This window comes from Paenibacillus sp. FSL P2-0089, assembly GCF_038595095.1.
Taxonomy (GTDB): Bacteria; Bacillota; Bacilli; order Paenibacillales; family Paenibacillaceae; genus Paenibacillus_AQ; species Paenibacillus_AQ silagei.
Genome location: NZ_CP152006.1, coordinates 6,629,771 through 6,643,821 on the forward strand (window position 1 = coordinate 6,629,771; position 14,051 = coordinate 6,643,821).

Below are 14,051 nucleotides of genomic sequence, written 5' to 3' on the forward strand. Positions count from 1 at the left end.
TAACCCCTCTTCTTATATGACATCCGCAAAATGGGGTTTTAATTTCCCAAAGGTTTTAATACCTACACCAAGAGCTGCAAAACAGAATAACCAGAAATAAAAGGTCTGATAAGGATGATTATAGAATGCTATATGTGAAATAAAGCTATCTCTAAAACCCTCTACAATGTAAAACATCGGATTAAGTTTAAAAATAAATAACCATGAGGAGGGTAACATAGTATAAGACCATCCTATAGGTGTAAACCAAAAGCCCATTTGTAGTACAATCATTATTATTTGATTTAAATCTTTAAAAAACAGAACTAACGCAGAACTAAAGATACTGATTGAAATAACTAATACAACAGAACAAAATACGTAATAGATGATTTGAAGATTAAATATTGAAGGGAAATATCCGTAAACGCTATAAATTATGAAAATAAAGAGCAAAAAGAAAACATGAACAAAAAAGGCAGATGCAATTTTAACCATAGGTAACAATTCAATTTTAAATACGACCTTTTTGACAAGATAACTATATTCAGAGAATACATTCGTTGCACTAGAAAATGCCTCTGAAAAGAAAAACCAAGGTACTATTGCAACCAAGAACCAAAGAATAAATGGCATTTCTGAAACATTCCCACTTCTCAACCCTACCTGAAATACGAACCAATATGTCGCAATTGTCATCAATGGTTGAATAAATCCCCACGTTACTCCAAGATATGATGAGGCATACTTAGTTTTGAAATCATTTCTCGCTAAATTCATCACCATACTTCTACCTAAATAATTCATTTTTATGAAGTGTAATACGTCTTTAATAGTTAAACAGACAAAGCTTATTAATAGCCCCACTAAACAACTCACAAAAATATTAATTATATTTTTAATCAAAGATGTTCCCTGTAAACTTTCATCAATTACAGATTTAATCGAGAAAGCGATATATGGGTCCCCCCCTTGGGTTATCAGCGATAAAGATGTTTCATTTTTAGACGAAGTTACTAATTGATTTTCATCATATGCTAAGTTTTGCAAATCCATCTTCACATCTATATTTCCACTAACAATCAAATTTTTCATATTCAACGTTGTAACCTTAGTACCAAAATCGAGTCGTACGTTGGTTGCGTTTTTAGGTAATTCCACCTCCATATTTACCCACTCAAAAGTTTTTACATATGGAATATGGAAGGACTTCTCTTCAGACCACTTCTCTTTAGGATTAGTTAAATAAAACAACTGGTAATCATCTGCGATATCTGATTTAACTTGAAAGCTTATATTAATTTTCGCATTATCAGATTGATAATTTCTCACAAAACCAAACACAATAAATGAAAAAACTATAAATAATAAAACAAAGATTATTTTTTTGCGATTCATCAATGTAACGTTCCCTTCATCCATTTACTTTTACTCACCAAGAGACTTACTTCAGAAAATGAGCCCATACACTATGTTCAATAAGTGAACATAGGCATAGGCCAAGTAATCTTATTTTCATTATTAAAGTGCATTGCTAACAGTATTGGGAAGACTATATTAATAAAAATATGCTAAAATAGCTCTTAGCTTTTGTATTTTCGAAAAAGGAGATTATAAACGTGTCGAAACCAGTATACGGTAAAAATGCGGTTCAGTCGAGAAATGTTGAAAAGATATCCAGTTACATATGGGCGTTAGCTATAGGATTTATTGTTTTTTTGGTCTGGGCCCCGTTTCAAGTAGGATTATTTAATGGGCAGCAGATTGACTTTGAGAAGCCGATCTATCTGTCTTCACTCCTAAGCAGCCTGTTGCTGCTGGTGTGGATAGGCCTATACTTCACCAAGTTCAGACTGGAGGGACAGCGTGATGCGCTGGCTGTGGCCTCGCTGCTGTTGCCTGCTACCTATGCGTTGTCGCTTATTGGCGCTGCTTCGCATTATATGGCGATGAACCTGCTGTTTGTACAGAGCATGTATGTCGCAATATTCATTATAGCGTTATATTTGCTCCAGCAAAAGCAACTAAATGTTGTCATTCAAAATGCCATTCTGGCGATTGCTTATTTCATCGTCGGTTTCGGTCTGCTGAACTGGCTTGGCAGTTGGAAATTCGCTGGTGGGCTTGTAGGCTGGTTCTCCAATACGGTGCGTGGTGATAAATATTTGGATGCAGTCATGACGGACTCTAACGGGCTGCGTCTGACCTCCATTTTCCAGTATGCCAATACTTATGCAGCCTTCCTCATGGCCTTCCTGTTCGTAGCGGTGTATGCCCTGGTCCGCTCCAAAAAGTGGTACGGCATGCTGACGCACAGCTTCATGCTGGTACCGATTATCGTATCTCTTCTGCTGACCTTGTCCCGTGGGGGACTTGTCATGCTGCCTGTAGTGTTCATCCTGCTCCTGTTGTTCCTAAAGCCTGCGCAGCAGATTCTCTGGATTATTCATCTTGCGCTATCTGGCCTTGCGGCTCTGCTGGTTACCAACCCGCTGACAACACTTGGAACAGAACTAAACTCGGCTTTTAACTCCTCGGCTGCGCTTAAGGCGTGGGCTTACCTGCTTGGAGCCTCAGCGGTGGTGGCAGCTCTGGGCTGGGTGATTCAACGTTATATGGCTCCTTGGCTGCAGGACAAGCTGAGTAGCTCGGAAACCCGTAAATTCACGGGTCTTTGGATTCCACTTGGCTCAGTTGTAGCTGTGGCTATCATTGGTTTCTTGCTGATCGGGACAGGCTTGAAAAGTATTTTACCGGATAATATCGAGACTCGCCTGGAGAACATTAACTTCAAACAGCATAGTGTATTAGAACGTTTTACTTTTTATAAGGATGCTATGAAGGTAGTGAAAGATTATCCGGTTCTCGGATCAGGCGGGGGTGGCTGGTCTGCCTTATACGAAGAGTACCAGAACAACCCTTATATAAGCCGTCAGGTCCATAATTTCTTCCTGCAGTATTTAATCGAAGTCGGGATTGTCGGGTTCATTGTGTTTATGGGCTTTATCGGATATATTTTCTTCAAATACATCCGTGCCTACCTGAAGCGTGACAAGGATGAGTTCAATAACGGGTTCTTCTTCTACATTATTGCGCTATCTATCCTTGTACACAGTCTGCTGGACTTTAATATGAGTTATGCATTTATGGGTATTCTGGTGTTCATCGGTTTAGCTGGAATGGGCGCTGTAATAGATAACAAACCGCTCCGCCAGAGCTGGAATAAAGCCGGAATTCGGATGGGATACATGGCTGTACTGACCATCGGGACGATATTCTTGCTGTTCCTGTCGATCAACTACATCGGGTCCAGTGATGCTGCTCTCAAGGGTAAAAATTTAGTTTCGGTTAGTACTTCCTATGAGGAGATCAAAACTCCTTTGGTCAAAGCATTAGATGCCCGTCCATACCATCCGGAAGCAGCATTATACTTGTCCACTCTTGACATGCAGGTATTCAAGCAAATTCAAGATGAGCAGTATCTGTCTGAAGCATCCAATGTGTTGACGCGCGCTCTGAAAGATGAGCCTTACAACAAAAATCTGTTGGCTCAATTGGCCAGCTATTACGATCTGAAGGGCCAACCTGACATGGCATTGGCAGTATACAGTGACAATGCCTACAAGTTCAACTGGGATATCACTTGGTATGAGTCATTGATAAATCGTGCCCAGACACTTGCTACAGCAGCTAGTGAGCAGAAGGATGAGGCCAAGAAACAGGAATACCTCACCGCTGGACTGGATGCGTATAAGCATGTTGTGGATGGCGTAGAGCATTTAAAAACCTTGCCTCCTGAGCAGCTGCAGGGCCGTCCTTTCTCAGTTACCCCTGCCATTGCACTAAATGTGGGTAAGCTACAGGTCATCTCAGGACAAAATGATGTGGCTGCTGCTACGTTGAAGCTTGGTTTAAGTGACGATTACAGTGATACCGCTAACCGCGAAGTAGCCCGCTGGTATTTGGCGGCACTGAAGAAAGCAGGAGCAGCAGTCGATCAGCCAGTCTATGACAAGCTGGTTGCCGCAGATCCGGCTGAAGCCGCAGCCATTGAGGCTGTTGTGAATACGCAGTACTGATCGGAATAACAGAACAGATATACAAAAAAGCGGCTTACTGTCTGAGTACAGTGGGCCGCTTTTTTATGATTAAAGGGGGGAAAGCAATAAGTATGAACATAAGTGTAAATAGATTGAACTTGAAAATTCATGTTAAGTGAAAAGTGGCGGAGGAAAATTTGGGAACTAAAGGAGCGGTAGCGACCGGAATTCCTAACACAAAAAATCTCTCTAGTCACGACCAATCCCAAAACATAGTTTTTTACCTGCTAATCAGTCTCTCCTCGTTCTCAATAACTTCCTTCAGATACTCTAGCAGCCCTTCCTTAAGCTCCTCATGCTGAAGCGCGTAATGAATGCTTGTCTGGATAAAACCCATCTTCTCGCCGACATCATGCCGTCTGCCTTCAAAGTCGTAAGCTATTATCCGCTCCACTTCGCTTAAGCGTGAGATAGCATCAGTAAGCTGAATTTCCCCACCTACACCTACCTGCTGCTCACCCAGCATATCGAAGATACGCGGAGTCAGTATATAACGTCCCAGGATCGCCAGGTTGGATGGAGCGTCCTCACGCTTAGGCTTTTCTACAAGCCGGTTGGCTTTATAGACACGTTCTGCTAATTCAGATCCGTCTACCACCCCGTAACGGGAAACATCCTCCCAAGGTACGGGTTGAACGCCGACGATGGAGGATCTGTACTGCTCGTACACTTCGATCATCTGCTTCAGGCAGGGCTTGTTCGACTCCACGATATCATCCCCCAGCAGGACGGCAAAGGGCTCGTTACCGATGAACTTCCGTGCACACCAGATAGCATGTCCCAGGCCGCGTGGTTCTTTTTGACGGATGTAGTGGATGTCGGCCATCTCGGAGGATTTACGCACCGACTCAAGCAACTCCCATTTCTGCTTCTCCGCCAAATTGAATTCCAGTTCAAATGAATTATCGAAATGGTCTTCGATTGCGCGCTTGCCTTTACCCGTCACAATAATGATATCTTCAATCCCGGAAGCAACCGCCTCCTCAACAATATATTGAATCGTGGGTTTGTCTACAATGGGCAGCATTTCCTTGGGCATCGCTTTGGTCGCAGGCAGGAAACGGGTTCCCAGACCGGCAGCAGGAATAATCGCTTTACGGATCTTCATCTCAGGGCTCCTTTAACAGATATACTCATAATCTCAATTATAACAGTTCCTGCTGATTTTGGGCAGTATACTAAGGCAGGGACAAACCGGAACGAAGATCTCTGGGTGAACACCCGGCATTGACGGTGCAATTGGATGTTGATATAACAGCACTATACAGCACTTCCATTCGAAGAGGAGGATATCCATGTTAGACTTATCCAGTCCGGTATGGCAACAGCTTCACGGCCCTTTCGGCCCGGCTGAAGCGGTCCCCGGGTTACTGCAGCAGTTGCAGAAGGAGTATAGCACCGAGGTTAAAGATGAGCTGTACTGGGAGCACCTGTTCCATCAGGACACGATTTACAGCATCACTTTTGCCACATTGCCTTATTTGTCGCAGCTTGCCAGGCAGTCGGATGATCCCGAAGTTCGATTGGATATCTACGTGACCTGCGGGATCTTCGTGACGAATCAATTGACAGTGCACAGCGGAAATCTTCCTGCTGAATTTGCTCATCAGAACCCGCCGCTTGCTGAGGAGCTTGTCCAAGAGATTTATACAGACTACCTATCCGCTGTGGATAATCTGGGCAAGCTGTCAGAAGAGATCTTCCGCTACGCAGAAGGGGCTCAAAAGGATGACCAGGAGAAGCGATACATCCTCGCCGCAGATGCTGCCTACCGGGGAGATCGGGCAGTAGCGGGTATATTGTTGACCTATGCGGAAGGCGATGAATACATGGTCGGATGCCCGAGCTGTTATGAGGAAATGTATATCTGGCCGGATGAGAACTGCCCCGGGATGACCGCCTATTCTGACGACCCGGTATTCAGCGGCAAGGAGAATGGTCAAGCTGTTACGCCTTCCGAGATTGGCAGTGTCCGGCCGGAAGACAGCCCGTTAGCACGCCTATGGCAAGCAGCTCATGCCGTCAAGAACGGTCAGCTGATGGAGCAATTGCCTTATCTCACCGGAAAGGTGAACTGCCCGGCCTGTGGTGAAGCTCTGGACATCTGGCCGGAGCTGTTGCCGTTGTAAGGGAGTACGGGTGGATAAAAGACTTGGCGGGATAGTTAGGGATACAAAAACAGACCCGGCAGAATCGGGAGCCATCTGATTGGATGGCCCCGGTTTCTGCCGGGCCTTTTATTATGGCCTTAGCCAGTTATATGCGTGAAACACACGAAACCAGCCCTCTTGCGATTGGGTATGATTCATTTACTTCGCATTCACCAACTGCCCGCGCGTAACCCCAAGCTGGTTGGTAGCCTTCAGGCTCTTCCAAACCTGGGTGCCGGAGATTTCGCCACGTAGTGCGCGGCTGTAGAGGCTGATAACCTCTGCCACCTGCTCTGGGGTCTCCTCCAGGAACTCAACACGGAAAGAAGCTACGCCTAGCTCACGGAAGTGATTGAGGTATTCAGCGCCCGACTGCTCTACCGCGTTATAGACGGTGTTGCGGCAGCCTTCATCCACACGGACGGGATGGGACATGCCGATGCGGTCCTGTAAGGACGCACGCTGCTCCTCACAAGGACGGCCACAGTTGGTGTAGTCCGTGCCTTCACTCATGAAGGTACAATAGACGCAGTGTTCTGTATGGAACATTGGCAGATGCTGGTGGATAACAACCTCCATGCGGGAGGTGTCACTGTGCCCGAGCAGATCGACCATCTGCTGAATGTTCAGGTCATACGACGGTGTCACCCTGTCACAACCGGCGTCCAGGAACAGATCCACGGCTCTGTGATTGGCGATATTCAGCGAGAAATCGCCAATCAGCCGGGGATGCACAGCATCCGGGTGCTCCATCCGGTGGCGCAGGTAATAATACAGCGCACCGGTGTTGCGCACCAGCACAGCATCCGGCTGCAGCCGCAGGATGTTGGCATGGTAGCCGTTCTCGTTCGGCATATGGATGCGCGGGGTGGCCAGCGCAATGCTGGCCCCAGCAGCCCGCACAGCGTCTACTGCCGCCGGGAACTGCTTGATGAACTCGAAATCGGCGTATATATTCGTTACGCCGGCTTCGAGCGCAGCCTGTACCTGCGGCAGGCTGCGGCACAGCGCGGTGAGCTCCGCTCCACCGCTGCCCGCCCCCGCGCCATCTCCTGCGGCGATGGTGCCCGCTGCGGCGCCCCTGCGGGACGCGCCGCCGTACACCTCTACCTCCCGTTTCACATACACGGGAGGCTTAGGGCGCTCGCCTGCAAGCAGCTCCACCGCCTGGCGGCGGATGCTATTCAGCTCGCGCATGGGCACGATTACGTCGCCTTGCAGATGCGACTCCAGCGCTTCAAGCTGGAACAGGGTCCCGCCCAGCCGGCCGAATTGTTCTTCCAGCAGCGCGGTATCCATCGGACGCTTCTGCGCTGTCTCCAGCGCGAGCTCCGAATCCACACGGACAGTGACGTTCTTATGAACGTCTGTCCACCAGGTCGTCAGCTTCTCGCCCACGCAGCCTTGTACTCTCACATGGACCGGGAATACCCGGTACGGCTTTTCAGTCTCGTAGGACTGGCGCAGCGCCTTATCGAGCGCAGGGTCGTTCGTCTTCCAGATACGGTCTCCTACATGCAGTCGGCGCAGATCTACGTCATTACGGCCCGGAACGATGTCGATGATCCAGCCTTCCCCGGCTTCACCTTCCAGCTTGACGCCTTTGCGGCGCAGGTCGTAGACGCGGCCACCTTCTTCCTTCTTCGTCGGATCTCCGGCGTCGAACACAATGCCGTCTCCACGTTTAAGCGGAGCATGAATGCGGCAGACCACGCCATCACGCAAAATCTGCTCCACGGTGCCCAGGTACACGCCCCGGCTCTTGGGGAAGGTGCCATCGACTAATTTCTTATTATTGGTGCCTTCAAGGAAACCGTTCGTGAACCCGCGTGAGAAGCTCTGTTGTAGCTCACGCATATCTTTCTTCGAGGTAGGCGTCCAGTTACCTTCAAAATACTTATCAATCGCCTTACGGTACTTACTAACCACATTGGCAACATACTCCGGGGTTTTGAGCCGGCCTTCGATTTTGAATGAGGTCACTCCGGCTTCAATCAGCTCCGGCATCAGGTCGATGGCAGCAAGATCCTTCGGCGACAGCAGATAAGTCACATCGCCCATCGGCTTCACTTCACCATCGATCATCAGATCATACGGCAGACGGCAGGCCTGAGCGCATTCGCCCCGGTTCGCCGAGCGCCCGCCCCACATTTCAGAGGTCAGACACTGACCCGAATAAGACACGCAGAGCGCACCATGCACGAATACCTCCATCGGCAGGCGGGCTTGCTCGCCAATCGTGCGGATCTGCTTCAGATTATTTTCACGGCCAAGTACGACACGTTCCAGCCCCCATGGCTTCGTGAATTCCACCGCTTCCGGTGAGGTGATCGTCATCTGCGTAGAACCATGAATCGGGAAGTCCGGAGAGATCTCGCGGATCATCTTCACCAGCCCCAAGTCTTGCACGATTACAGCATCTACACCAGCGTCCACACAGGCATCAATCAGTCCCTTGGCATCCGGCAGCTCATTCTCGAACACCAGTATATTAAAGGTCAGGAACCCCTTCACTCCATAGCTGTGCAGAAACGCCATAATCTCCGGCAGCTCGTCCATCCGGAAGTTGTTCGCTCTGGCCCGTGCATTGAATTTCTCTACGCCAAAAAAGACAGCATCCGCCCCGTTCGCCACCGCTGCACGCATGCAGTCCCAATCTCCCGCCGGAGCCAGCAGCTCTATGTCTTCTCTGCGTATTCCTTGCTCTTTCATTTATATCCTCCCAAACCGCCTGATCGGCGGGTCATTTACAGCTTTTTAACTTATTAATTGTATCAAATATCACAGCTGTCTGCCAGTAAAATAGAAACACTTGGATTTTACTTTCCATAGGGATCTATCTTAAAATAGCCAAGAGCTCCTGCTTTAATAGACAAATGAAGAAGAACCAGCGTAAAATATGAATAGAAAAGAATAAATACGCAAAAGATCTCACGGTTCCCAAAATTTATATGCAGCAAAAGGAGAGTTGAAACAGTTATGAAAGGCATAATTCTTGCGGGAGGAAGCGGCACCCGGCTATACCCTCTCACAATGGTAACCAGCAAACAATTACTGCCGGTCTATGATAAACCCATGATTTATTATCCTCTGTCCACATTAATGCTGGCAGGCATCAAAGAAATTCTTATCATCTCTACTGCTGAGGATACACCACGGTTCGAGCATTTGCTCGGTGATGGCTCCCAATTTGGAATTTCACTGCAGTACATCGTCCAGCCGAGCCCGGATGGGTTGGCACAGGCTTTTATTCTGGGCGAATCGTTTATCGGAGAAGACTCTGTAGCGATGATTCTCGGAGATAATATATATTACGGAAACGGCATGACCAAGATGTTGAAGCAAGCTGCCGACAAAACAAGCGGGGCGACCGTATTTGGCTACCATGTGCCCGATCCCGAACGTTTTGGCGTGGTGGAATTTGACGGAGACGGCAAGGTCCTCAGCATCGAAGAGAAACCGGAGCATCCAAAATCTAATTATGCGGTTACCGGCCTTTACTTTTATGATAACCGGGTGATTTCTATTGCTAAGGAAGTCAAGCCGTCACACCGCGGCGAGCTGGAAATCACTTCAATCAATGAAGCCTATTTAAAATTGGATGAGCTGGATGTTGCCCTGCTGGGGCGCGGGTTTACCTGGCTCGATACCGGAACCCACCAGAGTCTGGTGGATGCTACCAACTTCGTCAGAACCATTGAAGACCATCAAGGGATTAAAATCTCTGCACCCGAAGAAATCGCTTATGTCAATGGCTGGATCACCAAGGAACATCTCCTGGAATGCGGACATAAGCTGAGCAAGACCGGATATGGCCAATATTTAATTAAGGTCGCTACAGGTAAAATCCAATTTTAAACCATAGAAAGAGTGGATACGATGAAGTTTATCAAAACCCATCTGGAAGATGTTCTCGTCGTTGAACCGGCAGTCTTCGGAGACCACCGCGGCTGGTTCATGGAGACCTACAGCGAAGCTAAATTCCATGAACAAGAGCTCCGATATCAGTTCGTTCAGGACAATCAATCTTATTCCGCTGTAAAAGGGACTCTGCGCGGACTTCACTTCCAGCTTAACCCGAAGGCACAGACCAAGCTTGTACGCTGTACACGCGGATCGATCTTTGATGTAGCTGTCGACATCCGTCAAGGCAGTCCTTCCTACGGCAAATGGTTCGGCGTTGAGCTAACTGCTGAGAACAAGAAGCAGCTTCTCATCCCCAAAGGGTTTGCTCATGGTTTCATAACACTAACCGAGGATGTCGAGGTACAGTACAAGTGCGATGAGCTGTACGCGCCCGAATGTGACGGCGGTATTCTGTGGAATGACCCGGACATTGGCATTGAATGGCCGATCGATGTCACCCCTGTTCTGTCCGCCAAGGATGAACAAGCGCCGCTGTTAAAGGACGTCCGACATAATTTTGTGTATTAACCAAATTGAAAATTTTAGTTTAATTCAGCAAAAAACGTCCCGGCTCTTAGTAGCCTGGGACGTTTTTTATTGTTTTTCCACTTACTCAAGAAACTAATTACCCTTCTACTCCCCCACCCACCCAAACGACCCCAGCACCCGCTCCAGCACCGCCTGCTGGCTCGCCGTAGCGTTGGCATTGTTCAGCGTGATAGTGAGCGTGTAGACCACATCCTTATGGCTGAACACAATGATTTTCGTGCTCTCCGGGATGCTGTTCTTAGTTTGCTCTACTGTGAGTATGGTGGCTGGCATACCGGCAAAGGTGGTTTCTGTGACGCTTTTTACCTGCGGGCCCTTGGGATCCTGCTTGGTGTTTCGGTAATAGTCCTGCAACTGGCCGACGGCATATTCCGGCGTAACCTCGGGGCTGGCGTAGAGCTGGAACCGGCCGCCGGTGAAGCGGTATTCCACGCTCTGGCTCTCAAACAGATCCTGAACCGGGCTCCACAGCCGCGGAATCTCGAGCTTGTAGCCGTAGGTCTTGGAGATCTTGGTGACTGACTTCTGGCTGAGCTGGGTATAATCCTCTGACGCCAGGCGTCCGAAGTTACTCTTCGTCTGGGCAAAATCAATATCGATCGAGTTCAGTACCTCAGTGAAGCGCGCCTTGTCACCACTCTGCTCGGGCCCAGAAGCCGCAACATATTCAAAATAATAACGGTACCCGTTCTTCAGCAGCAAAATCTGATATTCCGTACTCCACCCGCTGCCCGGGTTAAGCCCGATCTCATTTATCAGCACCGGTTCACCGGAGACCTTGCCCGCTACGCTGTCCTTCAAGGTGTAGGCCTCAGCCACATAGGTGTCACGGAGCTGTGACTGCAGTTCCTGGTTCCAGCTTGCCAGCGTAGAGCCCGCAGGGGTGGAGCTTACTTTTACACGCAGATAACTCCCCTGCTTGCCCGCATAGTAGAGCTGCTGGTCATCCGCACTCCAGTCGGCAGGGACCTTGAGCGCAATCCCGTAGTCATCGTTGTAGCCTTCTCGCAGCCCGTTACGGATCGTGGAGAGGTCGCGGATGCTCCGGTCGGATGCGTCAAAAGAGGGCTGAAAAGAATTCAGCAGCGCAGCATATTTGCCCAGATCCTTATAATTGGCTGCATTATCATCTGTCAGATAGATCTCATACAGTCTGCCTCCGGCATAATATTGCCTGCCCTCCCAGAGCGCGCCGCTCGAATCCTTGCTCACAGTCCGGGCGTAAGGAACCTTGGCCTTAGACACAGCCTCCCGGTCCAGCACAATCTCCCCGCCCTCCTCCGAGGAGCGGACCAGATTCTCCAGCAGCCCTTCGGCATCAAGCGGAACGGCAAGCGGCGAAGCGTGCACCTCCAGATAATACCCATTCTCTGCACTCGTAAAAGTCGCTACGCTCTCATTCCCTCCACTGTCGCCCACGACCAACCCTGGCGGATAGTTCATGCTCCACTCCAGATAACTGTTGCCGATCCGGGTTTTGCCGGCGTCACTGTCAATTCCACTCTGCGCTTCAACTCCTACTACTGCTACCGGAGGAGATAGTGTAACCAGTACCCCACCGCCCTCCGTTGGATTTATCCGTGCGCCGAGCACTACAGCCACGAACCTCAGCGGCACCATCAGCACACCGGATACCATACGCGGTGGCGCGGCGAGCTTAATTTTGACACCATCCTTCCAGGCAGTCGTGCTGCCTATCGTCATCGCACCGGTATGCGGCCCGTACATAACCTTCACCACATCATCGCCTTGTAGGGAGACGGTGCTGCCGAAGGCTTTTTTGAAAATACCCAGCGGGACCAGCAGCGTTCCATTCTCAGCAAAAGGCTTCGGAATCGTGACCGGCTTCCCGTTAACCGTTGCAGAAGCACTGCCCGCTTGAAGACTAAGCTGTAGTAGAGCCCCCTCCGCCGCCTGGGCCCTTCCCGGAGGAAAGAGACTGAGCAGTAATAATAGCACTACAATAACAGACACTCCGCGCCGTAGTTGTCCCGCTCTGCTGCCTGGCCAGGCTGTACCTGCTGCCTCCTCACTCTGTCGTCTGATCATCGGTCTCCCCCTCCGTCTTAGCGGCACTCACCAGAGGGTCGCCTTGTCCAAGAACAAGGCTTCTGGCTACGATATCGCCGTCACTCTGCATCAGCAGCTTGACCACTGCCCCCGGCTTGTACTGTCTGAATAACTCATTAACATCGACAAGTGAAGTTACCCGATGTCCGTCTATGGCATACAGTGCATCTCCCGTAGTGATTCCTGCCTTGCGCGCTTCTGCCGTAAGCACCTTCGTCACTGTTAATGGCTCCTGCCCAGGCAGTCCGACAATTACGGGCCAGCTCTCCTCAAGCTCAATTCCGAGGCTCGGACGCCGGACCTCTCCATATTGGAGCAGCTGATTCATGATGTACTTCACCGTATCTGCGGGAATCGAGAAGCCCATATTTTCCACACCCACAGCTGCGAACTTCATACTGTTAACCCCGAGTACCTCCCCCTTCATATTGACCAGTGGTCCTCCGCTGTTGCCGGGATTGATGGCCGTATCGCTCTGGATCAGCCGGTACGCCGCATCGACAGAACGGTTGAGACCGCTGATTACGCCTACAGTTGCCGAATTTCTCAGGGAAAAGGAGATCGGTGTCCCGATCGCTATCACCTTCTCCCCAACCTGAAGATTGGCGGCACTGCCTGCGAAGGTTGCGGGCTTTAGGGCCTTGGCTTTGATTTTGACCAGTGCAAGATCACTGAATTCATCCGAGTATGTATCTGTGATGTTATAGCTCGTCCCGTCTGAGGTGACCACTACCGCTTTCTCCAGCCCGGCCATCACATGGGCATTGGTAATGATCCATCCGTCTGCTCTGACGATAATCCCGGAACCGTGGGTCAGATTGTAACGGTCATCCGGTCCGCCGGTTTCTCCGCCCGCTTTGCCGATAATGCCGACTACAGACGGCGAGACTCTGCTTATGATTTGCGGAACCGGGTCTGCTGTTGCGGGCTGGCTCCATTGCCCCTTGCTCTCCTTGTGCACCGTACCTGCTTGTCCGGCCTTCATTACGTTGACAGCCGTGCCTCTCTCAGCCTCTAATGTTCCTATCCCGCTGTAGACCGCCCCATGAACAACACCGGCTGGACTTATGAATCCCGACAACATCAACAGCATAGTGCCCAGCAGTACCACCCTGCCCCGGGCCGTCCCGCTCCTCCCCATTCCCATGCTCTCCCCTTCTTTCCTGCACAATATGTTCCAAGTGGAAACGGCATTGCCTTCCTTTTGAAAGGACCGGACCGTTTCAGCGAGAAAGATAATAATAATTATAGCGCGAAGCATATAGATTCTTATCTTCAAAAAAAGACGCCTTTAGGA

General features: G+C 49.6%; 9 protein-coding genes. 4 read left to right on the top strand and 5 right to left on the bottom strand.

The genetic code is table 11. The features are described from left to right. Window positions 1-12: 12 nt before the first annotated feature. Window positions 13-1,401, bottom strand: a complete 1,389-nt coding sequence (locus NST69_RS28260; protein ID WP_340957799.1) for an ABC transporter permease — start codon at window positions 1,399-1,401, stop codon at window positions 13-15. Window positions 1,402-1,598: 197 nt separating this feature from the next. Between NST69_RS28260 and NST69_RS28265 the strand changes: the two genes are divergently transcribed. Beyond that, complete coding sequence (locus NST69_RS28265; RefSeq protein ID WP_342547701.1) at window positions 1,599-4,058, top strand: O-antigen ligase family protein; 2,460 nt, start codon at window positions 1,599-1,601, stop codon at window positions 4,056-4,058. 241 nt (window positions 4,059-4,299) lie between these two features. On the opposite strand, the gene galU is transcribed toward NST69_RS28265, so the two are convergent. Continuing rightward, complete coding sequence (gene galU / locus NST69_RS28270; protein ID WP_339311798.1) at window positions 4,300-5,187, bottom strand: UTP--glucose-1-phosphate uridylyltransferase GalU; 888 nt, start codon at window positions 5,185-5,187, stop codon at window positions 4,300-4,302. Window positions 5,188-5,374: 187 nt separating this feature from the next. On the opposite strand from galU, the gene NST69_RS28275 reads away from it, so the two are divergent. Continuing rightward, window positions 5,375-6,208, top strand: a complete 834-nt coding sequence (locus NST69_RS28275) for a hypothetical protein (RefSeq protein ID WP_342547702.1) — start codon at window positions 5,375-5,377, stop codon at window positions 6,206-6,208. 180 nt (window positions 6,209-6,388) lie between these two features. On the opposite strand, the gene NST69_RS28280 is transcribed toward NST69_RS28275, so the two are convergent. After that, window positions 6,389-8,941, bottom strand: coding sequence for a DUF3656 domain-containing protein (locus tag NST69_RS28280; protein WP_342547703.1), 2,553 nt, complete (start codon window positions 8,939-8,941; stop codon window positions 6,389-6,391). 267 nt (window positions 8,942-9,208) lie between these two features. On the opposite strand from NST69_RS28280, the gene rfbA reads away from it, so the two are divergent. Both rfbA and rfbC read left to right on the top strand, forming a co-directional pair. Then, window positions 9,209-10,087 (top strand): glucose-1-phosphate thymidylyltransferase RfbA, encoded by an 879-nt coding sequence (gene rfbA / locus NST69_RS28285; protein ID WP_342547705.1) that lies wholly within the window; start codon window positions 9,209-9,211, stop codon window positions 10,085-10,087. Window positions 10,088-10,108: 21 nt separating this feature from the next. Next, a complete protein-coding gene (gene rfbC, locus NST69_RS28290; RefSeq protein ID WP_342547707.1) occupies window positions 10,109-10,663 on the top strand; it encodes a dTDP-4-dehydrorhamnose 3,5-epimerase in 555 nt (184 codons plus the stop codon). Window positions 10,664-10,768: 105 nt separating this feature from the next. On the opposite strand, the gene NST69_RS28295 is transcribed toward rfbC, so the two are convergent. Beyond that, window positions 10,769-12,733 (bottom strand): stalk domain-containing protein, encoded by a 1,965-nt coding sequence (locus tag NST69_RS28295; protein ID WP_342547708.1) that lies wholly within the window; start codon window positions 12,731-12,733, stop codon window positions 10,769-10,771. Then, entirely contained in the window at window positions 12,714-13,901 is a 1,188-nt protein-coding gene (locus tag NST69_RS28300) for a trypsin-like peptidase domain-containing protein (protein ID WP_342547709.1), read from the bottom strand. The genes NST69_RS28295 and NST69_RS28300 overlap by 20 nt, the downstream gene beginning before the upstream one ends. Between the last annotated feature and the right edge of the window lie 150 nt (window positions 13,902-14,051).